General features: G+C 45.5%; 13 protein-coding genes. 12 read left to right on the top strand and 1 reads right to left on the bottom strand.

Annotation, left to right across the window (positions count from 1 at the left end; all coding sequences use genetic code 11):
- Positions 1–18 precede the first annotated feature (18 nt).
- From FAM09_RS03590 to FAM09_RS03570, 5 genes are all read left to right on the top strand, one after another.
- Complete coding sequence (locus tag FAM09_RS03590; protein ID WP_136575698.1) at positions 19–3,135, top strand: SusC/RagA family TonB-linked outer membrane protein; 3,117 nt, start codon at positions 19–21, stop codon at positions 3,133–3,135.
- Positions 3,136–3,152: 17 nt separating this feature from the next.
- A complete protein-coding gene (locus FAM09_RS03585) occupies positions 3,153–4,745 on the top strand; it encodes a RagB/SusD family nutrient uptake outer membrane protein (RefSeq protein WP_136575697.1) in 1,593 nt (530 codons plus the stop codon).
- Between the two features lie 50 nt (positions 4,746–4,795).
- The gene (locus tag FAM09_RS03580; RefSeq protein WP_136575696.1) at positions 4,796–5,641 is read left to right on the top strand and encodes a hypothetical protein; all 846 of its coding nucleotides are present in this window, start codon (positions 4,796–4,798) and stop codon (positions 5,639–5,641) included.
- Between the two features lie 106 nt (positions 5,642–5,747).
- Entirely contained in the window at positions 5,748–7,340 is a 1,593-nt protein-coding gene (locus tag FAM09_RS03575; RefSeq protein ID WP_136575695.1) for a GH39 family glycosyl hydrolase, read from the top strand.
- Positions 7,341–7,521: 181 nt separating this feature from the next.
- Entirely contained in the window at positions 7,522–11,649 is a 4,128-nt protein-coding gene (locus FAM09_RS03570) for a hybrid sensor histidine kinase/response regulator transcription factor (protein ID WP_136575694.1), read from the top strand.
- Between the two features lie 384 nt (positions 11,650–12,033).
- Here the strand turns inward: FAM09_RS03570 and FAM09_RS31365 are convergent, their stop codons facing one another.
- Positions 12,034–12,156: a hypothetical protein gene (locus tag FAM09_RS31365; RefSeq protein ID WP_262711633.1), complete on the bottom strand. Its 123-nt coding sequence runs from the start codon at positions 12,154–12,156 to the stop codon at positions 12,034–12,036.
- 22 nt (positions 12,157–12,178) lie between these two features.
- On the opposite strand from FAM09_RS31365, the gene FAM09_RS03565 reads away from it, so the two are divergent.
- The 7 genes from FAM09_RS03565 to FAM09_RS03535 all read left to right on the top strand — a co-directional run bounded on the left by FAM09_RS03565 (position 12,179) and on the right by FAM09_RS03535 (position 25,901).
- The gene (locus FAM09_RS03565) at positions 12,179–15,322 is read left to right on the top strand and encodes a SusC/RagA family TonB-linked outer membrane protein (RefSeq protein ID WP_136575693.1); all 3,144 of its coding nucleotides are present in this window, start codon (positions 12,179–12,181) and stop codon (positions 15,320–15,322) included.
- 11 nt (positions 15,323–15,333) lie between these two features.
- The gene (locus tag FAM09_RS03560; protein ID WP_136575692.1) at positions 15,334–17,214 is read left to right on the top strand and encodes a RagB/SusD family nutrient uptake outer membrane protein; all 1,881 of its coding nucleotides are present in this window, start codon (positions 15,334–15,336) and stop codon (positions 17,212–17,214) included.
- 116 nt (positions 17,215–17,330) lie between these two features.
- Entirely contained in the window at positions 17,331–20,153 is a 2,823-nt protein-coding gene (locus tag FAM09_RS03555) for a SusC/RagA family TonB-linked outer membrane protein (protein ID WP_136575691.1), read from the top strand.
- 31 nt (positions 20,154–20,184) lie between these two features.
- Positions 20,185–21,957, top strand: a complete 1,773-nt coding sequence (locus FAM09_RS03550) for a RagB/SusD family nutrient uptake outer membrane protein (RefSeq protein WP_136575690.1) — start codon at positions 20,185–20,187, stop codon at positions 21,955–21,957.
- Between the two features lie 127 nt (positions 21,958–22,084).
- The gene (locus tag FAM09_RS03545) at positions 22,085–23,041 is read left to right on the top strand and encodes a DUF5627 domain-containing protein (RefSeq protein ID WP_136575689.1); all 957 of its coding nucleotides are present in this window, start codon (positions 22,085–22,087) and stop codon (positions 23,039–23,041) included.
- Positions 23,042–23,074: 33 nt separating this feature from the next.
- On the top strand, positions 23,075–25,231 hold the full coding sequence (locus FAM09_RS03540) for an endo-1,4-beta-xylanase (RefSeq protein ID WP_136575688.1): 2,157 nt from the start codon (positions 23,075–23,077) through the stop codon (positions 25,229–25,231).
- Positions 25,232–25,583: 352 nt separating this feature from the next.
- Positions 25,584–25,901: a hypothetical protein gene (locus FAM09_RS03535; RefSeq protein ID WP_136575687.1), complete on the top strand. Its 318-nt coding sequence runs from the start codon at positions 25,584–25,586 to the stop codon at positions 25,899–25,901.
- The last annotated feature ends 4 nt before the right edge of the window (positions 25,902–25,905 follow it).

Raw genomic sequence — 25,905 nt, 5'->3', positions numbered from 1 at the left:
TAAGCTAAACAATTAATCATGAAATCAACCAAAACGATCTGCTTGCGATCATCGCTACTATGGGGAATAATGACGATATTCCTTGTTAGCACTGTTACTGCCCAATTGGAAAGGGTGAACGGTACGGTTATAAATAAACGTACATCCGAACCCGTGGCAGGAGCTACGATTAGTGTAAAGAACACCAACCGCACGGCGATTAGTGATCTTACCGGAAAATTTTCCATTAATGCTGCTGCCGGCGAAGTGCTTGTCATAAGCTCCATCGGCTTTGCTTCACAGGAAGCAACTATTGGTTCCGGTGAAATGAGAATTTCATTGCAGGAAACCGACATACAACTCGAAAATGTTGTGGTGATCGGTTACGGTACACAAAAGAAAAAGCTGGTTACCGGCGCCAATGTACAGGTTAAAGGCGCCGACATTCAAAAACAAAGCACCACCAATGCCCTGCAGGCTTTGCAGGGACAGGCGCCCGGCGTACAGATCACTTCTTATTCAGGACAACCTGGTTCGGGATTGAATGTGATCATTCGTGGTAAGGGTACCATTGGTAGTTTCGGTCCCCTGTATGTTGTGGATGGTGTTCAAACCGGCGATATTTCTTACCTGAACCCCGCCGATATCGAATCTATAGATGTGCTGAAAGATGCGGCTTCTGCTGCCATTTACGGTTCACAGGCTGCGAACGGTGTTATCCTCGTCACTACCAGAACAGGAAAGAGTAACCAAAAAATGACGATTACCCTCGATGGTTTTTATGGTTCGCAGAATGTAGCCCGCAAAGCTGATCTGCTGAACGCAAAAGAATATGCCATCATGATGAATGAAGCGGCCATCAATTCGGGCAAAGCACCTTATTTCACCAATGATGTCATTAACAATTTGCCTGTAAGCACCAACTGGATGGACCAGATGTTTAAAAAGAATGTGCCTTTTCAAAACTATGTTTTGGGACTACAGGGCGGTGGAGCAGGATCTGTTTATTCTGCCTCTTTAGGTTATACCAACCAGGGCGGTATAGTGGGTGGTTCAGGCATTTCAAATTTTGAACGCTACACGTTCCGCATGAACTCGGAACATAATCTATATCAGAATATCGTAAAGTTGGGTGAACACCTTACTTTCAATTATCAAAATACCCGCGGCATTTTGGTTGATGGCCAGTATAATAACACCTTACGGTCTGCATTCGGCACCAGCCCCTTCCTGCCCATGTACGATTCAGCCGGCAAATACTTCAGCGCTGATAAAACAGGCTGGTATCCCGGAAAACCCGACCAGGCATGGAACAATGGTGAATCCAATCCATATGCCGGAATGGATTATAACAACCGTAACCGCAACAGCAGACAGGGTTTGGTGGGCGATGTGTATATCCAGGTTGAACCCATCAAAGGGTTGAAGTTCCGTTCAAGCATCGGTTTGAATTATAACTCCGATCAGGGCCATGGTTATACGCCGGTTTATCATTTGTCTATTTATGCATTTAATGATACGGCCAGGGTTTGGCAATCGATGGGTAATGGCCGAACCATCCAGTTCGACAATTTGCTCAGTTATGATTTCAGGGCAGGCATGGACCATAGTTTCAGTGTAATGGCCGGTAGCTCATCGCTGAAATCAAAGGGTAGCAGCATGTATGGCTCCAACTGGGACCTTCGGGTTGCCGATATCAACTATGCGTATCTGTCAGTTGCGCAAAATGTGAACAACGCGAATTATATAGGCCTGAACGGTGCCCCTTATGAAAATGCATTGATGTCTTACTTTGGCAGGTTGCAATATAATTTCCGGGAAAAATATTTGCTGAATGCTACATTCAGGGCCGATGGCTCGTCGAAGTTTGCACCTGATCACCGCTGGGGTTATTTCCCTTCTATATCAGCAGGCTGGGTTACGTCGAGCGAAGACTTTATGCGTGACTTAACCTGGATGGATTACCTGAAAGTGCGCGCAAGCTGGGGCCAGGTTGGTAACCAGAACGTAGCGGCTTATCAATATTTGTCTGGCATCAGTTTTAGTAATGCCGGCTATATGTTCGGAACGGGAGAAGGCAGGTCTACACAGGGTGCATTTCCCAACCGCCTCGGTAACCCCGATCTGAAATGGGAAACTTCCGAGCAAACAAATATCGGTTTAGACGCTACGCTGATGAAGAATTTGAATGTTTCGTTTGACTATTATGTTAAGAAAACAAAAGACTGGTTGATCTTTAAACCATTGCTGGCATCCTCTGGTGTTGATGGTGTACTGATCAATGGCGGCGATGTAAAGAATACCGGTGTGGAACTGGCATTGAATTACCACAACAATATTGGTAAATTGAATTATTCGATCGGGATCAACGGGGCCTATAATAAAAACACCATCGGCAACATTCCTACTGCCGATAGCACCCTGCATGGAAATACAAACGTTCTATATGCCAATGCAGGCGAATTTTACAGGGCCCATAATGGAGAACCGGTAGGTTACTTCTGGGGATACCAAACGAACGGGCTCTTCCAGACCGAAGAAGAAGTTAATGCCCATGTTAACAAATCTGGCAAAAAGATACAGCCTGATGCACAACCGGGCGATGTTCGGTATGTTGATCGGAACAATGATGGTGTGATCGATAACAGAGACAAAACGAACATCGGCAATCCTAATCCTGATTTCACCTTTGGTTTTAATATAGCGTTGGATTATAAAGGATTCGACTTCGCCGTGCAGGCTTCCGGTGTAGCCGGTAATCAAATTGTACAGTCATGGCGCAATCAGTCGGGTGCAAACAGTAATTATTCCAGCGAGATCCTTGACCGCTGGCATGGACCCGGTACCTCGAATAAAATTCCAAGAGTGACCGAAGACAACCGCAACTGGACGCAATTCTCTGATCTGTACATTCATGATGGAAGTTTCCTGCGCATCAGCACCATTACGCTTGGTTACGATTTTGCGCACATACTCAAGAAAAATTACCTGGGCAAAGTAAGGTTGTATGCTGCCGTAACAAATGCTTTCACCTTTACCAATTACAATGGTATGGACCCTGAAGTGGGCTATAATGAAGGCTTTTCATCGGGCGTTGACCTGGGTTATTATCCAAGGCCCAGAACAGTAATGATCGGTGCAAATATTCGCTTTTAATTTAAATCGTAAGAGAAATGAAAAAATTAAGATTATATATACCAGTCATCGCTCTGTTGTCGCTGGCAGCCTGTAAAAAAAGTTTTCTCGACACAGAGGATGTAACCACTGCCACAGAGCAGAACTTTTACAAAACAACCGACGATGCGTGGAAAGCATTGGTTGGCACCTATGATGGATTACAACGTGTATGGTCAGGCGGTTTTGCTTTGCCCCTGGCAACAGAGATAATGTCTGACAACGCATATGGCGGAGGTGGTGCTTCAGACGGATTAGGTATTCAAATGATGGATGAATTTGACAAGCTCCGCTCGCCTTCCGATCAAAACCTGTTTGGCGACAACTGGAGTGCTTATTATAAAGCTATTTTTTACGCCAATATGCTGATCTCACACCTTGACCAGGTTAATTGGGCAGGCAATGATAATTTGCGGAAAGTATATGAATCTGAAGCAAGGTTTATTCGTGCTTACTGTTATTTTGATATGGTACGGTTATGGGGCAATATTCCGTTAATTACTAAATCCAGCACAGAAAATGTACCGCAAGCCCCTGCCGACAGTGTATACAGGCTCATTGCCGAAGATTTGAAATTTGCTACGGAAAATCTGCCCGCCACCAATTATGGAGCACAATCACCTTCCACCTATGGTCGCGTTACAAAATGGGCCGCTGAATCGTTGATAGGCCGGGTGTTCCTGTATTATACCGGTTACTATGGTAAATCAGACCTGGTTGGCACAGTCTCTAAAGCGCAGGCGCTGGCATACCTCGAGGATGTGATCAGCAATGGCGGGTTTGGGCTGGTGAGTAAGTTTGCTAATTTATGGCCGGCAGCATCTGTTAAAGATTATGTAGGGGAAGATAACAAGGAAACGGTATTTGCCATCAAGTATACCTTTACCAGCAATTATAACGGCAATGCAGATGGTAATCACTGGATGGTAATGTTTGGCATTCGCATCCAAAGTATTTATCCCTACGGATTGGGCTGGGGCGCTGCAACCGTGAATACAAAACTCTGGAATGCTTATGAAGCCGGGGATACCCGCAAAGTTGCTACTATAACCTCTATCACTGATGAAAACCTCGACTTTCAGAACAAGAAAGATCAGCGGGAATATACAGGTTATTATAATAAGAAATATTCTCCCATGGCTGATTCTGCAGGAAAAAGCCTGGCAGAGAAAATGGGCGGAGTGAACTTCATGATCGGGCAATATCAGGATTATGTTTCCATTCGTTATGCAGATGTGTTGTTAATGGCTGCTGAACTCGGTTCTCCCAACGCACAGAAATATTTCGATGATGTACGCAACAGGGCATTTGGTGGCACTGCTCCTGCAAAAACGGTAAGCCAGGCAAATATTATGACTGAAAGAAGACTGGAATTTGCAGGGGAAGGACAACGCTATTGGGACCTGCTTCGCCAGGGTGTGAATGTAGCTGCTTCAACCATTGCTGAATCGGTAACCGTTCAAAATGGCGGCGTGAACACCGCCAAAACCATTTCGGCAACGAAGATCACTGAAACAAAGGGGCTGTCGCAGATACCCTATACGCAGATCACTTTGTCGAATAACTTGTTGCAACAAAATGCGGGTTGGTAACCGGGCAATGGGGATTATTGAAAAACATTAACAACATTAAAAGAAAAACAATGAAACTCATAAAGCTGATAGCGCTGTTTATTTTTATAGCGTCAATTACTGTACTTTCCTGTAAAAAGAAAGACTACAGCTTAGGCTCGCTGCCCGATAAATCCGAGATCAATATGGAGGTGAAACAAGACCTCACTGTTGATGCAGGTGGCAACACGGTTTATTTGATCAACCATACCAATCAGGTTATGCCGGTTTGGGATTATGGAACCGGTAAATCGAACCGCCGGATAGATACTATACGCTATGCGTTCAAAGGAGATTATATCATTAAACGCACCGCGGTTTCAGGTGCCGGTTTGGTAGAGCTGGACTCCGTTATCGTTCATGTTACAAAAGACAACCTTAATTATGTGAATGATCCTTTGTGGGTTCTTATAAGCGGAGGTCCCGGTAATCAAAAAACATGGGCGCTGGACTTAGACGCCAATGGCGTTTCCAAAACATTTGATGGACCCTTGATTTTTGGCGGGCATGATCTCGGCTGGGGTCTTCAGTGCATGAAGCCTAATGGTAATTGCTGGACATGGGCGCCTAAATGGGTCGATAACCAATGGCTTTGTCCAAAAGGAGATTATGGTACCATGACATTCAGCCTTAAAGGCGGCCCGTTTGTAACGGTAGATCAAAAAATGATCACTAACAGTGGAACCTTTTCGGGAACTTATTATCTGGACAAGGATGCCAAAACAGTGAGTTTCTCGGGTGCTACCCCGCTGAATATTGGCTGGGACCAGGTTTGGACAAAGGGTACCCTGATATCTTTAACAGAAACTTCCATGCAAATTGCATTCAAACATCCTACAAAGGATGAAGTTGAAATATATAATTATATCGCTAAATAGAAACTGGCGGTGATCGATTTCATTTACTGAATTATAATAAAAGACCTGCAACTGGTTATGAATAATGGCCATGCTGCAGGTCTTTTAGCTTACTAGAAATATATATATGTTAAAAAGAATTCCGCTTGCTTTATTTGTGTTTGTTGGTTTAACAATAACTACCGCTTTAGCCCAAACTAAGAAGAAGATCGAGACCCCTGAAAGAGTTATTAATATCGATTTCGATCGGCAAAAAGGTCCACTGAATACCATGTTCAGGGAATGTGTAGGCGCCGGTCGTGCAAACGAAGGACTTAGGGCCGATTGGCAGCAGCAACTGGCCTATGTAAAAAAGGAATGTGGTTTCAAATATATCCGTATGCACGGATTGCTGACCGATGACATGGCAGTTTATAAAGAAGGGAAGAATGGTGAGCCTGAATACAATTTTATGTACGTTGATGTATTGTTCGATTTTTTGCACAGCATCGGCATGAAACCTTTTGTTGAGCTGGGCTTTATGCCTTCGGCATTGGCTAGTGGCCCACAAACAATTTTTTGGTGGCGCGGTAATGTAACGCCGCCGAAGGATTATGAAAAATGGGGCGCATTGATCAAAAACCTTACGCAACATTTTACAGAACGTTACGGTGCCGAAGAAGTAAAGACCTGGTATTTTGAAGTTTGGAATGAACCCAACTTATCGCCGGGATTCTGGACCGGAACACAGGAAGAGTATTTTAAACTGTACAGGTACGCTGCACAGGGAATTAAAAGTGTAAACAAAGAATACCGCGTAGGCGGTCCCGGAACTGCAGGAGCCGCCTGGGAACCCGAAATGATCGATTATTGCAAAAAGAATAATGTACCCATCGATTTTATAAGCACCCATGCCTATGGCGTAAAGCAGGGCTACCTCGATGAATTTGGCAATTCGGGCACGGTGCTCGATAAAAACCCTATGAGCGTGAGCGGCGATGTGCTGCAATCGCGCAAAGAAATTGCCGGTTCTTCAATGCCTGGCCTGGAATTACATTACACCGAATGGAGCGCCTCCTATACACCTGCTGACCCTATTCACGATAGTTATCACGAAGCCGCGTACGTGCTGCAAAAATTGAAACAGGTTGGTAATGCGGCCAACTCCATGTCGTATTGGGTATTTACCGACATCTTTGAAGAAGCCGGGCCTCGCTTCACGCCTTTTCATGGTGGCTTTGGTATGTTAAATACCCAGGGCATCAACAAGCCGGTATTCTATGCATACCAGTTTATGAACCGGTTGGGAAATGTTGAATTGGTCAATACCGATTCCTGTTCATGGGTTTGCAAAGACGCAACCGGAAATATCCAGGCGTTGCTATGGGATTTCACCAACACACATCCCGGCGATTCAATGCACAACCAGGTGTATTATATCCGCGATCTGCCTTCGAAGTCAAAAGGAAAACTAAAAGTCAACATGGCAAAAGTGCCTGATGGCCTGTATGCGTTGGAAGTATACAAGGTAGGTTACCGTAGCAACGATGCTTATACTACCTATCTTTCCATGGGCAGGCCCGCACAATTAAGCCGCCAACAGGTAGAACAAATAAAGAAGCAAAATGATGGCTCACCCATTTCCAAAGAGATCATTACGGTAAAGAACGGAATTTCTTTTTCAAAGGAATTGGAGCTCCGGGAGAATGATGTTTACTTTCTTAATCTTATCAGGCTATGATGCGCAAAAGCAACAAGTCATAAACATATTATAAATACTTTCGATCCAAGAGCGTTAGCGCTGGGGTTCCCCGGCGCTTTTTTTATGGAGATCGCTGTTTTTCGACAGAAAAATGTAATAAATGTTAGATTTACGCTGAATCTAACTGCCAGCCTGTCGATAACGATAGCGATAGCCATATATGTTTAAGTATAAATACATTGCCCTTTGCTTTTTCCTGCTTATTGTTCAACCAGGTTGGGCACAATCTAAACTGATAAATTTTACCTCAATTTCTGTAAAGGACGGACTGTTGTCCAATACGGTGAACGCCATAATAAAAGATCACTACGGACTGATGTGGTTTGCCACAGATGATGGTTTGAACAAGTTCGATGGCGCGCATTTTACCGTGTACCGGCATATTCACGGCGATACCACCAGTTTGCGGGCCAATGAAATACTGGCATTGCATGAGGACAAGGCCGGTAACCTCTGGATAGGTACCAGTGGTGGCGGCATTAGCCTGTATGATCGCAAAAAAGATGCATTCATACACTTTCCCGTAAATGCAGCTACGCCCCAACTTCCACCCAATGCAGTGATCAGGGGTATCAGCAGCGATGCATCGGGGAAAGTGTGGGTAGCGCAATTCGAAAACCTTTTTATGATCGATCCGGTTACCCGGCATACTTCCAAGATCAACCTGGAGACCGGTACCAATAGCACCCCAACTAAAAAAGTGCTTACCTCCGTTTTTGTAGACAGTAAGCAGCAGGTATGGATAGCTACCACGAAAGGACTTTACCAATACGTTCGGTCGACCAATTCCGTTAAACATTTCATGCATAAAGATACAGGCAGGTTGAGCCCGGGCATTAATGATGTGAGGGCGATTGCAGAGGACAGGAACGGTAATATATTGATTGGTACATCAACAGGCTTATGCTCCTTACTGCCTGATGGTTCAGGCTTCGCGCAGTACACCCATGCCAGTGGCAATTTATCTACCCTAAACAGTAACGAGATCTATTGTATTGTGCCGGATGGGGATGGACAGTTATGGATCGGCGCTTCCGAAGGACTTTATATATTGAATACCCAAACACAAGCAGTTATCCATTTCAAACCGGAAGCAGGCAATATTCATAGCCTGACCAGTAAAGTGATCAGATGTGTCTATATAGATAAGCAAGGCAGCTATTGGTTGGGGACCTTTCAGGGTGGTATTAATAAATACGATAAAGCCTTGAACCTCTTTGCGCTTAAGCCAGGTATTGCTTTTTATAAGAATGGACGCAGTTCATCTAACGTCAGCGCTTTTGCTGAAAACAGGAATGGCAACGTGTTTATTGGAACGGATGGCGGTGGTTTGTTTGAGTTCAACCGAAAAACAGAGCAGTTGCTGCCTGTAGATCTCCGGCTACCGGTAAATAGCAACCGGCCGCTTTCTATATTGACTATGGAACAGACCCGGTTAAACGAACTGTATCTCGGCACGTATGCCCAGGGACTCATCATATTAAATCCTGCCACGGGTACCCAAAAGCAACTGGTAAAAGGCCCTGGTCATGGCAACCTGAGCTCTAATGATATTTTTTGTATTAAAGAAGACAGCAAAGGCAATGTATGGGTGGGCACAAATGGGCAGGGCGTTAATGTTTTGAAAGATCATAAAGTCATTGCAAAATATACACCCGGCCCCGATGCCGGTAATGGAATGACCTTACCCATTAATGGATACATCAGGACCATTGAGGAAGACCTGGATGGAAATATCTGGATCGGTTCGCACGGCGGCGGAATAGCTGTTTACCACCCAGGCAACGGTCAATGGACCACCTACACACAAAATAACAGCCGGCTGCCCAGCGATAAAGTGCAGGTAGTGCTCTGCGATAGTAAGGGTGACATATGGGTGGGCACCTTCGGCGAAGGATTAGGGTTGTTGAATAAAAAGAATAATCAGTTCACCACCTACTCCGAGAAAGATGGATTACAAAATGCCACCATTTACCAGATAGTAGAAGATCTGAACGGGCAGATCTGGTTCAGCACCAACACAGGGATCAGCGCTTTTGATCCTGCTTCAAAAAAAGTGCGGAACTATACGCATCATAACGGCCTTCAGAATAGTAATTTCGTTCACACCTCAGGCATGCGGTTGTCTGACGGGGAATTGATCTTCGGCGGCCTCCAGGGCTTTAACTATTTTAACCCGGCTAAACTTACTATTAATCGCAATGTACCGGTGGTTCTGCTAACAGAGCTGAGAATATCTAACAAAACAGTTGTTGCCGGCAATGAAGCGCCCATCAGGGAACATATTTCTGTTGCCCAGAATATCCGGCTCGAATACAAACAGAATTTTGCCCTCAGCTTTGTGGCCCTGAACTTTACCATACCCAAACAAAATCATTACGCCTACAAACTCGAAGGGTTCGAAAAAGACTGGAACTATACAGGAACTGTGAACACCGCCTCGTACACCAACCTTGATCCCGGTGAATACACTTTTCGTGTAAAAGCAAGTAATAATGATGGCGTATGGAGTACAAACGATACCATCATAAAGATCTATGTGCACCCTCCATTCTGGCGCACTATTTATGCTTACCTGTTTTACCTGGTTGCTATTGGCGGGTTACTGTTGTATAGCCGGTACCGGGGCATTACCAGGATAAGAAAAAAGTTTGCGCTGGAACAGGAGAGGCAGGAAGTTAAACGGGTACAGGAGCTCGACCGGTTGAAGATCAAATTCCTTACAAACCTGAGTCATGATTTCAGAACGCCGATCTCACTGATTATGGGTCCTGTAGATCAACTGATCACCGGTGAAAAAGCAAATGACAGGCTCGAAAAACTGAACATGGTGAAACGAAATGCGAGAAGATTGCTGAACCTCGTAAACCAACTGCTCGATTTCAGGAAAATGGAAGAGCATGAATTGAAGTTACAGTTAACCAATGGCGACTTTGTATCATTTATAAAAGAGGTAACCGATTCTTTCAGAGACTTTGCTGAAAGGAAGCATATTCATTTTAGTTTCAGCACCGGCATTACAAAGCTCGATGCCTTGTTCGACCAGGATAAAATGGAACGGATCCTGTTTAACCTGCTGTCCAATGCCTTTAAGTTTACACTGGAAGGCGGTTCTGTTACCGTTGATTTACAGGAAATGGAAAACTTCTCAGGCGGCAATGATAAGTGGGTATCCATAAAGGTGATAGATTCAGGGGTCGGCATTCCCAAAGACAAAAAAGACCAGATCTTCGACCGCTTCTTCCAAACAAATACCAACACGGCAGTCCTTAACCAGGGAACAGGGATCGGCCTGTCAATTACAAAAGAATTCATTAAAATGCACGGTGGAACTATTGAGGTGCAGAGCGAGCCTGGCCAGGGTTCTGCCTTTATTATACAGATGCCGCTGAAGCCGGTTATGGAAGATGCCAATAAACAACTTCCCGTTTTGCCGGAAGCAGAATCATTTCATGATGATCCCGGTTTAACCGAAAATACAATAGCCGTAGCAGCCTCCCCGGGCAATACATTCGGGATGCCATTGGTTTTATTGGTGGAAGACAATGAAGATTTCCGGTTTTACCTCAAAGACAATCTGCGGAATAACTATAAAGTGCTGGAGGCTGCCAATGGAAAAGAAGGATGGCAAAAAGCCCTTGCGCATCATCCCCAATTAATAGTAAGTGATATCAGCATGCCGGAGATGGATGGAATAGACCTGGTGCAAAAACTGAAGGCCGATAAAAGGACCAGCCATATTCCTGTTATCCTGCTCACTGCCCTCACCGCAGAAGAACAGCAGATAGCAGGCCTGGAGACCGGCGCCAACGACTATATTACCAAGCCGTTTAACTTCGAAGTCCTCAATGCCAGGATCAGGAACCTGCTGCTGTTGAACAATACCCTGAAAAGTACATATACCCGGCAAATAAAAGTGTTATCGCCGGAAGTGAATATAGAGTCGGCAGATGAGAAATTATTGCATACGATCGTCACTTACCTCGAAGAAAATCTGGCCAATTCAGAATTGTCGGTGGAACGTTTAAGTAAGGAGGTGGGAATGAGCCGGAGTTCCCTGTACAACAAGCTGCTGGAACTAACCGGTCAAACCCCGATAGAATACATCAGTTCATACCGGCTCAACAGGGCAGCCTCGCTGCTGGAAAAAAGCGACCTAACCGTTTCCGAGATCGCTTACCAGGTCGGGTTCTCTACTCCTAACTATTTCTCAAAGCTATTCAGGAAAAAATTCAACATGCTGCCTTCGGAGTACATAGCAAAAATGAGAAAGGGAAACCCTCGGTAAATAAAAACAATATATATAAAGGTGTGTAGGGGCATGCACGGAGTGGCCTACGCGAACAAAGGTTTTTTTATAAATCGTTTATGATAATCAAAGTGTTATTGAATGCAAATAAAATTGTAAACATTATTTCCCTCCTTTTGGAGATTCCTTCCCTCGGTTGCGCAACGACAAAAGTAAATTCGTAAGTGGTATTATCCGGTATGAGCATCCTTTAAGCGTCCGCGTGTCGCTGAAGCTTTGGCGGAGGCGCAGGTCGAAGGACCAAATGCACAGCCCTAACGATTTTGACTAACCAATAATTAACTTAAAAGTTTGCTTATGAAAATTGAACAACCCTCTCGTCGTCATTCCCGCTTTCGACCGTTATTAGTGTTCCCATTACATTTAAATAGCAGCCAGTAAATAAGCCGCCTGGTTATATGGCACATTAAGCGTTGCCGTTAAACCTGGTTGCCTTTTGGCGCGATGGTCTTTTTCAAGGCTGTCCGGGGCTCTTATTGTCCTCACTTTAAAAATTTTCACAATACCCATGTTAAATTTGATTTGTACACAAAAGCTATGGAAATGGCTTTTTGTAACAGCGTTGACGCTATCAATTGCTTTTGTTCATTCGCCCCTGCAGGCGCAGGAAGCCCGGGTTGTGCAGGGAGTGGTGCTCGATGAAACAAAAACGGCTATCCCTGGCGCTACAGTTCAGGTAAAGCAGACCACCGTTATTGCTATAACCGGCAATGATGGAAAATTTTCACTGTCTGTTCCATCAGATAAGCACATACTGGTTTTCAGCTATGTTGGAAAGATTCTGCAGGAAGTTAACATCCGCAATCAAAACAGTGTGATCATAACCTTAAAAGACAGCATTGCCGGTTTGGATGATGTGATCGTGATAGGTTACGGCAAGCAAAAAAAAGAAGGTGTTGTGGCGGCCGTTTCCCAAACCACAGGTAAAGTACTCGAAAGGGCAGGCGGTGTGTCGAACATCGGCGCTGCGTTAACCGGTAATGTGCCGGGCCTCATTACAGCACAAAGTACGGGCTTGCCCGGCGAAGAAGACCCGCAGATCATCATCCGCGGCCGCAGCACCTGGAATAATTCCAGCCCGCTGGTACTGGTGGATGGGGTAGAGCGTCCCATGACGAGTGTAGATATAGGTTCGGTTGAAACCGTAACAGTGCTGAAAGACGCATCTGCCACGGCGGTCTTCGGATCGCGGGGAGCGAACGGTGTAATATTAATTACAACAAAAAGAGGTAAGCTGGGCAAGGCTTCCATCAGGGGTACGGTGAATACCATTATGAAGGTGCCTTCCAAATTGCCCGGGAAAATGGATTCCTATGACGCCCTGCGTACCCGCAATGAGGCCATCGAATATGAATTAGCGCTTAGGCCGGAAGGTTGGAACGACTATCTGCCACAGGATATTTTAAACAGGTACCGCAACCCGGCTAACCAGGCCGAAGCAGAACGTTATCCCAATGTAGATTGGGCAAACACTTTGTTCAAAGACTATGCAATGTCGCACAACGCCAACCTGAACATCAGCGGCGGAACAAAGTTTGTCAAGTATTTCACGAGCGCAGATTTCCTGCATGAAGGCGACCTTTTCAAAATATATGATAACAACAGGGGCTATAAACCCGGCTTCGGGTTTAACCGGATAAATACCCGCACCAACCTCGATTTTCAACTAACGCCTTCCACCATATTTAAAGTAAATCTTTCCGGTTCATTCGGGGTAAGAAAAAGCCCATGGGGTTTTTCGGGTAACCAGTACGGTCCGTGGATAGATGCCTATACCACGGCGCCCGATGTGTTCCTGCCGGTGTATGCCGACGGTTCCTGGGGATACTATGCACCCAATGAAGGACGCGCCGAAAATTCGGCAAGAAGCCTGGCCATCGGCGGTGTTCAATACCAGACCACCACGCGCCTGACTACAGATTTTTCGCTTGAACAGAATTTAGACAGGCTGCTGAAAGGGTTGAAGTTCAACGGAACTGTTTCTATGGATAATACGTTTGTAGAAGGCGACCGGGGTATCAACGATCTGTATAACGATACCCAACGCAAATGGATCGATCCTGAAACAGGAGCCGTGGTGTATAAACAGGCTTATGATGGGGTTACCAATTTCGATTTTCAGGAAGGCATCAAGTGGGCCCCGGCGCCCGGCGCTGTTACCGGAAATCAGCGCAGGTTGTTTTACCAGCTTCAACTTAACTATGCAAGAACATTTGCCCAGCGGCATAATGTTACGGCCATGGGATTGCTCAACCGCAATATTACAGCAAACGGTAGCATGATCCCCTCGTACCGCGAAGACTGGGTATTCCGTACTACGTACAGTTTCGATAATAAATATACCATTGAATATAATGGCGCTTATAACGGTTCTGAACGGTTCGCCGAGGCAAACCGGTTTGCATTCTTTTCATCGGGCGGCGTGAACTGGCTTGTGTCAAAAGAAGAGTTTATGCGTTCGCTCACGTTTATCGATAACTTAAAACTGCGCGCTTCGTATGGGCAAACAGGTTTCGATGATGTGTTTGCAGGCAGCCGGTTCCTTTACCTTTCCGAATGGGGATATGGCGGCAGATCGCGACTGGGTATGACGAATGAAGCGGCAGAGCAAAGCCCCTATAACTGGTATCGTGAATTAACGGTTGGTAATCCAAACGTTCAGTGGGAGCAGGCGGAGAAAGTAAACGTAGGCGCCGATTTTGAATTGTTTCGCGGATTTGTAAGAGGTAAGTTAGATTTCTTCCGGGATAAACGCTCCAAGATCCTGCTGTCGAACAGAACCTCGGTCCCTTCTTATTACGGCACTAACCCACCCGTAGCCAACCTGGGGCGGGTAAATTCAAAAGGGTATGAAATAGAGCTTCATTTCATTTATCCGTTTGCCAATGGCATTCGCCTTTGGAGCGACCTCAATATGACCCATACCAAAAACACTGTTATCGATGCTGATAATCCTGCCTTGCTGCCCGATTACCAGAAGTCGGAAGGCATGCAGATCGGCCAGGTATATTCTCATGTTAGCAGCGGGTATTACAATACCTGGGATGAATTGTATGGAAGCACCATTCACAATACCAATGACAACCAGAAGCTGCCCGGTAACTATTACATTGTTGATTACAATGGCGACGGCGTAATCGACGCCCAGGACAATATTCCGTATGGGCATAGCGGTTGGCCGCAGAATACGTACAACGCCACCTTTGGCATTGACTGGAAAGGCTTAAGTGCTTTTGTGCAGTTCTATGGTGTTAACAATGCTACCCGCCAGGTGGTATTTAACAGCCTGGCTTCTCAAAGCCACACGGTGTATGATGAGGGCAGTTATTGGACGAAAGACAATCCCAATGCAGACGTTCCCATGCCCCGCTGGCTTTCCACGCCTGCAGGCTATTACCGGGGTACGCAATATATGTACGATGGCGCCTACGTGCGTTTGAAAAATGCAGAAGTAGCCTACACGATCAATAAAGGACTGGTAAAGAAAATGGGGCTTGAGTCCATCAGGGTCTACCTGAATGGCAATAACCTGGCCACCTGGACTAAGATGCCTGATGATCGTGAATCGAACTTTGCCGGTACAGGCTGGGCGTCCCAGGGTGCTTACCCTACAGTAAAGCGCTATAACCTCGGAGCTAACATTACCTTCTAAACAGGATTATTATGCGTAAATATTTTAAAATATTACTTTCCACAGTCGTCTTTGCTACTACCATTGGTATGGTATCCTGTAAAAAATTCCTTGACAGGGAACCGCAATCCATTGTATCGGCGAACGACGCATTTAAGAACTTCACCAATTTTCAGGGCTTTGCCGAAGAACTCTATCATTGTATCCCCGACTTTACAAACGCCTATTGGACCAACTCCTGGAACTGGGGTGAAGACGAGATACAATCTACTGCCCGTGATTTTCACTTTATAGTTAAAATTGATAATGGCGATTTCTGGGGCTGGCAGTCGCAATTCGATGGCTGGCAGGCTGGGTGGATGGACAGGAACAATACATCAACTAATGATGACCGTTTTACAAAGTCATTGTGGAAGTTGGGTTGGTATGGCATTCGCAAAGCCAACCTGGGCCTTGAGAACATTGACAAGTTAACAGATGCCACCCAGGAAGAGCGGGACCTGATCAAAGGACAGTTATTGTTTTTCAGAGGGTGGTTTCACTTTATGTTCATGCAGTATTTTGGCGGGCTTCCTTATATAGACCAGGTGTTGCCCGGCGATCAGAAACTAACCTTGCCACGCCTTAGTTACCACGAGTGCGCAGATAACGCCGCCCGGGATTTCAGGGAAGCGGCCAATATTTTGCCGGCAAACTGGGATAATACTACGGCTGGAAAGAAAACGCTTGGCAAAAACCAACTGCGCATCAATAAAATAATGGCCCTTGGTTATTTGGGCAAGAACTATCTGTGGGCCGGTAGCCCATTAATGAATTTTGCATCAACAGGAAGCCAGACATACAATACCGGTTATTGTAAAAAGGCTGCGGAAGCGTTTGCTGAACTATTGCAGTTATGCGAAACAGGACAGGCGCCCTATAGCCTGATCGAATTTTCGAAGTACTACAACAACTTCTATACAAATGGCCAGAACTGGGCGATGCCCGGAGGCACGGAAGCTATTTTTCGCGGGCCATATTATGGCGCCAATAGTTCCAACTGGGGAACCAGTAAGCAATATCAACCTGCACCGCAACTGGAAGGAGGCGACGTTAAATTTCTGCCTACTGCCAATTATGTTGATTATTATGGCATGGCCAATGGCTTGCCCATAAAAGACATTACCACCGCTGATGCGGAATCGGGCTATGATCCTGCATATCCATGGAAAGGCAGGGACCCGCGTTTTTATAATGATATAGTATTTGACGGCGTTAAATGCATACAGGGAGCCACTACGGATGAAGCAAACCGTTATGCCAACCTTTTTACCGGCGGCAGCTATCGTAACATCAGCACCGGAAGCCGCACGGGGTATTTGCTTTACAAGTTCATACCTAGAACTGCGAATAAGTATGACAACGGTTATAGTTACGACAAGAGCCTGAATATTCACCTGCCCTATATGCGGTTGGCAGATGTGTATTTAATGTATGCCGAAGCGGCAGCCCAGGCATATGGTTCCGCGGCAGGTAAGGCAGAGGGGTATAGTAAAACGGCCGAAGATGCGGTAAATCTTATTCGCGACAGGGCTGGTGTTGGGCATGTGGCCCCGCAATTCCTCACTTTACTGAATACTTTCATGAATGAAGTGCGGCGCGAACGGGCGGTAGAGCTTTCATTTGAAGGGCATCGCTTCAATGACCTGCGTCGCTGGATGTTATTGATCCAAAGCCCGTATACACTGAAAAAATCAATTGAATTCGACAGGGCCGGCACATTCAACACCACCGATCCGAAGGAGAACCGGGTGGTTAACTTACGTGAAAATGTTATCCTGGAACGCAAGTACACACAAAAACATTATTGGCTTCCTTTAAAGAATGCAGATGCCAATATGTACCTGGAGTTTCCGCAGAACCCGGGTTGGTAGCAGGTGTTACACAGCTTGCCCGATGGAGTCGGGGGTTACCCCGTAGATGCAAGCGAACCGTGGCACGCCTGGGAACAATTCCTTAAAAGTATCATGCAATGTTAAACTTGAAATTCATGCAATATTTTAAAATAATAATGGTGTTATGTTCGCTGGTTGCCATTGGTGCGGTGGTGAAGGCACAGGATACCGCAGTACAGGTTATTACAAACGCCGTAGATAAACCGAAAGATGTGCAGGTGGCTTTTCGCAAGGTTGAACAAAGTGACCTGTTGGGCGGTGTGTCGGCTGTTAATGTGGCGGAGCTTTTACAAAAAAACTATTTTATCTATGGCCTCGACGGTATGGAAGCATGGGCGCCCGGTTACAATGGCAACAGCAACTGGGGCATGGGCGGCTACCTGGTATTAATAGATGGCGTTCCCCGCGAGGTTGGCAATGTATCGCCCACTGAAATAGATCAGATAACCTTTTTGAAGGGTGTAAATGCGGTGGCGCTTTATGGGAGCCGCGCTGCCAAAGGCGTTATTTACATTACAACCAAAAGAGGGGAGGCCAACAACTTCCGGATCGATATCAGGGCCAATGCAGGCGCCAATGTGCCTAAAAGATATCCGTTGTACCTGGGTTCTGCAGAATACATGATTTTGTATAATGAAGCCCGCCGGAATGATGGGTTGGCGGAGCTCTATAGCCAGGAGACTATCTATAATTATGCATCGGGGCGTAACCCTTACCGTTACCCTAATGTTGACTATTATTCTTCGGATTACCTGAAGAAAATGTATGGCCGTTATGATGCTACTGCTGAAATTTCAGGCGGCAATGATAAGGCCCGTTATTATACAAACATCGGTTTTCAAACTGCCGGCTCGTTGCTCAACTTTGGCGAAGCCATCAGGAACAACCGGGCAGACCGCTTCAACGTTCGTGGTAATATTGACATTACTTTAAGCAACTATATTTCGTGTAATGTAGATGCAAGCGGTATCTTCTATACGGGTCACGGCGTAAATACCAACTACTGGGGCAGTGCCGCTACTTTGCGTCCGCACCGGTTCTCACCGCTCATTCCCCTGAGCATGATAGAGGCGGAGGATGAAGTGTCGCAGGTTTTAGTGAAGAACAGCAATCATCTCATCGATGGTCAATATTTGTTGGGCGGAACCCAGTTAGATCAAACCAATCCGTTTGCTGCCATTTATGCAGGCGGCAATAATCAATTCAACAGCCGGCAGTTCCAGTTCAATACCGGAGTGAATGCAGATCTGCGGAATGTGTTGAAAGGGCTTTCTTTTCGGTCTACGTTCGCAGTAGATTACACCTCATCGTACAACCTGGCCTACAACAACAGTTATGCGGTCTATGCGCCCACCTGGAATAATTACAATGGCGAAGACCTCATAAGCGATCTTACAAAATACGGTCAGGATGCTACACCGGGCGTGCAGAATGTAAGCAATACCTGGTACCGGCAAACCATTTCAGCTACCGGCCAGTTCAACTACGTAAATTCAATAAAGAGCAGGCACAATTTGTCGGCCATCTTGTTGGTCAATGGTTTTCAACAATCAGAGTCGGCCGTTTATCACCGAACCAGTAATGCCAACCTGGGCCTTCAGTTGGGCTATAATTACCTCAACAAATATTACCTTGATTTTAGCGGCGCCATGATCCATTCCGCCAAATTGCCCGAAGGCAACCGGCAGGCTTTTTCACCTACTGTTTCATTGGGATGGCGCATCAGCAGCGAGCCATTCATGAGCGGCGCTACGGTGATTGACAATCTTCGGTTAACTGCATCTGCGGGCATCCTGCATACCGACCTTGATATTACAACTTATTACCTGTACCAGGGTTATTATACCGGCCAGGGTTCCTGGTTTGGCTGGAAAGATGGTACCGGTATTCAGGCAACCGAGGCGAGGAGAGGCGATAACCCCAATATGAAATTCCCTAAGCGTGAAGAAATAAGCATTGGCCTGGAAGGATCGTTCTTCAAAAAGTTGGTCACATTACAAGGGACTTTCTTTGTAAACAAGATTACCGGGAACATTATTCAGCCTGCTGTTTTATACCCATCTTATTTCACTACCGGGTGGCCGGTCTCTTCCTTCATCCCTTTTGTTAACTATAACGACGATAAACGCGTAGGCGTTGACTTTAGCGCCAACCTCAATAAAAAACTCGGTGGCGTAGATTGGTCGTTGGGTGTGGCAGGAACTTATTATAAAACTACTGCTGCAAAACGTGCGGAAGTGTATGAAGATGACTACCAGTACCGGGCGGGAAAACCACTGGATGCTGTTTGGGGGCTGCAGAGCCTGGGATTCTTCAGTGACCAGAACGATATCAATAATTCTCCATCACAAACTTTTGGCCAGGTAAAACCCGGTGATATAAAGTATAAAGATCAGAATGGGGATGGCATCATCAACGCCAGGGACGAAGTGTATCTCGGCAGAGGCGGTTGGTTTGGCGCACCCCTTACATTGGGTATAAACCTCACTGCAAAATGGAAGAACCTTACCTTTTTTGCGCTGGGGGTTGGCCGCTTCGGAGCGTATGCCATGAAGAACAATTCCTACTTCTGGGTAGATGGGGATGATAAATATTCCATTATGGTGCGTGACCGCTGGACAACCGAAACCCAAAACACGGCTAAGTATCCAAGGTTAACCACATTTAACAGCGATAACAATTTCCGCGCTTCCGATTTCTGGTTGTACAAAACCAACCGGTTCGATTTGAGCAAAGTGCAGATCTCTTATGATATAACCGGCATGCTCAAAAACAAAAAACTGGTAAAGGATTTAGGCGTATATATCAGCGGCTTCAACCTGTTGACCATTTCTCCCGAACGTGAAATAATGGAGCTCAACATAGAAAGTGCGCCGCAAACCCGCTTATATAATGTAGGTGTCAAAGCTTTGTTTTAAAAAGCCGTTGTAACCGATCAAGTTAACGAATATGAAAAGAAGTATAATAATATTGTGGATAGCTCTTATCGCACTGAGCAGTTGTAAAGACCTTTTAACGCCGGCGATAGAGAACAACCGGGAGTTGAACCCGGATGCATTTATTCCTAATGATGCAAGATTTCCATTTGGCATTCTGCTCAACGCATACAACCGCATACCAACCAACTCGTGGTCATTTAATGATGTAGCTACCGATGACGCAGTAACCAACGATCAGAACAATGCCTTTTTAAAGATCGCTAACGGGCAATGGGCTGCCAATAATAACCCGCTTAGCCAGTGGACAAATGCCTATGCTGCCATCCAATACCTCAATATAATGCTTGGTCAGGTAGATACCGTGCAGTGGGCTACGGATGCAACGGTAAGCCGTTTGATGGCCATGCGTATTAAAGGCGAGGCGTATGGCTTACGCGCATTATTCATGTATCATTTGTTGGAAGCGCATGGAGGTCTTTCTGAAAACTCAATGATGCTTGGCGTGCCTGTTAACCTGGAAGTGCAAAATCCCAATGCCGATTTCAATAAACCCAGGGCAACGTTGGAAGAATGTATGCAGCAAATTTATAGCGACCTGGACAGGGCGGAAGATCTATTGCCCATCGATTTTGAAAATATACCCAATGCTTCGCAGATCCCGGCGAAGTATGGCGGTTCAATAACAAAGGAACAATACGACCGTGCCTTTGGCGCCGCTTTTCGCGGGTTCCTTACAGCAAGGATCGCTAAGGCCATCAGGTCAAAAGTGGCATTGCTGGCAGCCAGCCCTTCCTTTAGTAATGGTAATTCAACCACCTGGGCCACTGCAGCCAATTATGCAGCCGCAGTGCTTAATTTAAAAGGCGGCCTCAGCGCCCTGGCAACGAATGGAGTGACCTGGTATTCCAATGCTTCAGAGATCGCAGGTTTGGCCGACGGTACTAACCCGGCTGAAATATTATGGAGAAGCAATTATAGCGATAACAGGGATCTTGAACAGGCCAACTATCCGCCCAGCATTTTTGGGAGCGGACGAATAAACCCAACGCAGAACCTCGTGGATGCCTTTCCGATGGCCAATGGATATCCCATTACAGATCCTGCCAGTGGTTTTGATCCTGCCGCTCCTTATAACAATCGGGACCCTCGCTTAAGTCATTATGTTTTGGTAAACGGCGGTACGGCCGGACCTAATAATACGGTTATAAACACCACCGCAAATGGTAATACGAATGATGCGTTGAACCGGGTAGAAACTTCTACAAGAACCGGGTACTACCTGCGCAAGTTGCTTCGCCAGGATGTAAACCTGAATCCCACTTCGGCCAACAACCAACGTCATTATAAACCACACATCAGGTATACGGAGATCTTTTTCAATTATGCAGAAGCTGCTAATGAAGCCTGGGGACCTATGGGTACCGGTACCAATACGTATTCTGCATATGATGTTATCAAAGCCATTCGCAGAAGAGCTGGTGTAGGCTTAACGAACGGCGACCCCTACCTGGAAGCTGCAAAAGGCAGTAAAGACCAAATGAGGACGCTGATAAGGAATGAGCGGAGGCTGGAGTTGTGCTTTGAAGGATTTCGCTTCTGGGACCTGCGCCGTTGGAAACAGAACCTTACTGAAACGGCTAAAGGGGTGAGCATACAGAACGGCAACCACACCACCATAAATGTGGAGGCCAGGCAATTTCAACCCTTTATGACCTATGGTCCCATTCCTTATAGCGAGATCCTGAAGTTTAGCGAATTGATGCAAAACCAGGGATGGAGATAAGCAGCCTTAACGGGGAGCATTTTTTCGATTGCTGATTTTGGGATTTATAGATTTTTAGATTTAAATCATAGCTCCCAGAAAGCAAATCACAAATAGAATCTCTAATGAATTATCGAAAACGTTAATAATGAAAAAGTTTCTAATACCAATCATACTGCTCTTTGTACTTGTATCGTGCAGTAGTAAAGAAGTGGAGTTTCCCGATTACGATTACCAGACGGTATACTTTGCCTACCAGTACCCGGTGCGCACCATTACATTCGGTGAAGATGTTTTTAGTACCGAGCTCGACAACCAGGGTAAATGCAAAATACTGGCAACTACCGGCGGTGTTTACAGTAGTAAACGGAACATACAGATCGGGATCTCCGTAGACAATTCCTTATTGGCCCGGCCCCTTTTATTCAATGCAGGCGGCGACCAGATCGTGGCCATGCCCAATAATTATTATTCGCTGGCCGCAGATAATATAGTTATACCGGAAGGCGGTCTTACCGGCGGGGTAGAAGTGCAGTTGACCGAAGCCTTTTTTAATGATCCTGCTTCAATAAAGAAAACGTACGTGATCCCTTTGCGGATGACAAGCAAGTCGAACGCCGATTCCATTCTTTCCGGCAAAGATTTTATTCTGTATGCCATTAAGTATGTAAATCCATGGCATGGCAATTACCTGCGCAGAGGGAAGGATGTAATAACCGGAAGTGTTAACCAAACCGTGGTAAGACATAAACCATATGTTGAAGATGATGAAGTGAACAAATTGCACACGCGAACGATGAAGGTGATTGAGTTTCCGGTGGTATTCAAAGACAAGAACGGCGTAAATGTGAATTGTACCCTGCTGCTCACCTTTGATAACGACGGTAATTGTACCGTTTCTTCCGCCACAAGTAGTTTCACCGCCACGGGAAATGGCAAATTTGTAAAGCGGGGAGAAAAGAACAGTTGGGGTAGTAAAGACCGCGATGCCATTTACCTGAGTTACCAGGTTACATTAACCGATATGCAGGTGTCTTCTACCGATACGCTGGTATTGCGCGACCGCGCAGTGACCATGGAAACTTTTGCGCCGGTGGTTAAGTAATTTATTTCAACATTTTTAATTTATACAACCGATATGAATACACTTTATAAAATAGCAGTAAGCCTCACGACCCTGGTAGTGGTGGCTTCCTGCAACAAGTATAAAGCCGCTGAATTCAACGTCGACAAGCCTGAAAGCGTTACCCTTCAGGAAGACATAGATTCTTACCCGGCGCTGAAAACGTATATAAACCGTACCGCACACCCTGATTTCAAATTCGGGGTTGCCGGTAATTTATCAGAGTACCTTAATAAAGGGGTGATGTACCGGTTGGCCAATAAAAATTTCGATGAGTTTGCAGTAGGGTACGAAATGAAGCATGGCGCCGTGGTTATGGCCGATGGAAGTTTGGCATTAGATAAGGTAACCGACTTTTTGCAAACGACCCGCCAGGCAGGTATGTCTGTTTACGGCCATACACTGGTATGGCATGCAAATCAGAATGCTTCCTATTTAAAAGGACTACTTGCACCAATGACCGTGACCTCGCCTGCTTACGCAAATGATTTGAATGTTGCCGGCTTGCAGGATAAAACTTTCAATGGTTGGAACCGCGCCAATATCGGCGCCGGTATTTCCATTGCCGATGGTGAAGGAATGGGCACCGGTAATAAAGCATTGAAGTTGGTGTCTGCTGCCGGTTCTTCCTCAGCAACGGCGTTACAATTGATTAGCCCGGCCATACCAGTAAACAGAACACACAGGTATGAAGTGATTGTGTATATCAAGTCAGATGTTCCGGGCGAAGGCCGCATCACTTTCGAAGGGTTGAATAATAATACGCCTCAGATAGACTGGATGAAAACCGGAACGCCTTCCGCTACTTTCACTACAGGGATCTCCTGGAAGGAGATCAGGTTTCAGATCAATGACTTTGCCGCGGATAATATCAAGTTGCACTTCGACCTTGGGTATAAGCCTAATGTAACCTATTCTATCGATGTAAATAACCTGTATGTGTACGACACGCAGGGAAACCCGATCGTTACCAATCTCGTTGCAAATGGGAATTTTGAATCGGGTAGCGCCTGGGGCGGCTGGGGTAATAACTCCACCCGGGGCATCACGGCAAATGGTTTGGGTTTGAATAATACCGGAAAGGCCTTGTTTGTAACGAACCCGTCAAAAACGACAAATTATTGGGATGTTCAAACAACCTATCCTTTTGCGGCCGCATTGACCAATGGTGAAACCTATAACCTGAGCTTTTGGGTGAAGGGTACGGCAGCAGGCGTCATCAGGCCCGAGCTGCAAAGCCCCAATTATTCATCCAATGGATTTGGGCAGGTGCCCGTAACAACGCAATGGACACAGGTAAACATCGCAACTACCGTTACTGCTGCCGACAGGACCAGGCTGATAATTAGTTACGGTGAATTTGCCGGAACGGTATATATAGATGATGTGGTGCTCAAAAGTTCGAAGGCAACCGGTGGTAACGTAACTGTAGTAAATAAAACCGATGTAGAAAAAACTGTCATTATAACGGATGCCATGGATAAATTTATTTCCGGTATGTTGGGCGTAAGCAAATCGCATGTAAAGGCATGGGATGTGGTGAATGAACCTATGGATGACGGAAAGCCATATGAACTTAAAACCGGTATAGGCCAATCGAATTTGCCTGCAGATGTTTTCCACTGGCAGGATTATATGAGTAAGGATTATGCGGTAACTGCTTTTAAAATGGCCAGGAAATATGGCAACGCGAGTGATATTCATTTTATAAATGATTATAACCTTGAGTACAATCTTGACAAATGTCGCGGCCTGATTGCCTATGTGAATTACATTGAAAGCAAGGGAGCAAAAGTAGACGGCATCGGCACCCAGATGCACATTAGTACAACTACCAATAAACAGAAGATTGTAGACATGTTCAAGTTGCTGGCTGCTACGGGGAAAATGGTAAAAATATCTGAGCTCGACATTGGCGTAGGCGTACAAACAACTGCAGCCACTGCTGAACATTATAAAGCACAGGCCGACATGTACAAATTTGTAATTGATAAATATTTTGAATTGATCCCCGCCCGTCAGCGCTACGGTATTACTATCTGGAGCCCCTTAGACAGTCCGGTTAATTCTTACTGGCGTGCCGGTGAACCCATCGGTTTATGGACGGAAGCATTTGTTCGGAAATTGGCTTACAGTTATGTTGCCAAAGCGTTGGAAGAAAATGCGAAGTAGATAATCGTTGATGAAGCTTGCCATTGTTATTTGAAAATATCCCCGGCGAATAGCTGGGGATGTTTTATTTTGAGCCATCATCAAAGCAACATTGGAATACCATTAAAATTATATTAGAAATGCATGGTTGTTTATAACCCGTTCCTGATAGAAAGTAGTTTTGGCATAATTATTATCAACCTTATAACCAGGTTCAAAAAAATCATGAATAATAATGTGTGAATTGCAACCGTTTTATATTTTTTTCAATCTGTAGAATGGTTTTGTGTGCGTGCAGCTTACCTGATCATAATTCATGCTGGTGAAAAGCAAATATATTTTTCAATTCATTATTTATTTACTGCTGGGGGTCATGGCAATAGCAGACCCCGGCAAGCATATGCCGTTGCTTCATGGCGAATTCAGGTTGCCTGACACCGGAGCAGCGCTTGAAATCAATGTTGTTGATAATGATGATGTGGTTATTTATGCCTATAACCAGCTTAAGAAAAAGCTTCCCGCAATAAAACGAAGGTTCCGTGCAGAATCTTCTTATAGATTAAGCAATAGTGATAAACGCAGACCGAATAATACCACCTTTCCTTCTATAGTATCTGAATTGTATAGCAGGAATGCAGCCCATATTCCGATTTCTTATTACGTTTTCCTTTTCCGGCTTACTCCTTTCTGATCGT

The organism is Niastella caeni, assembly GCF_004834005.1.
GTDB classification, from domain to species: domain Bacteria; phylum Bacteroidota; class Bacteroidia; order Chitinophagales; family Chitinophagaceae; genus Niastella; species Niastella caeni.
The sequence above is the reverse complement of the archived record's forward strand: the minus strand, read 5'-3'. Positions and strand labels throughout refer to the sequence as shown.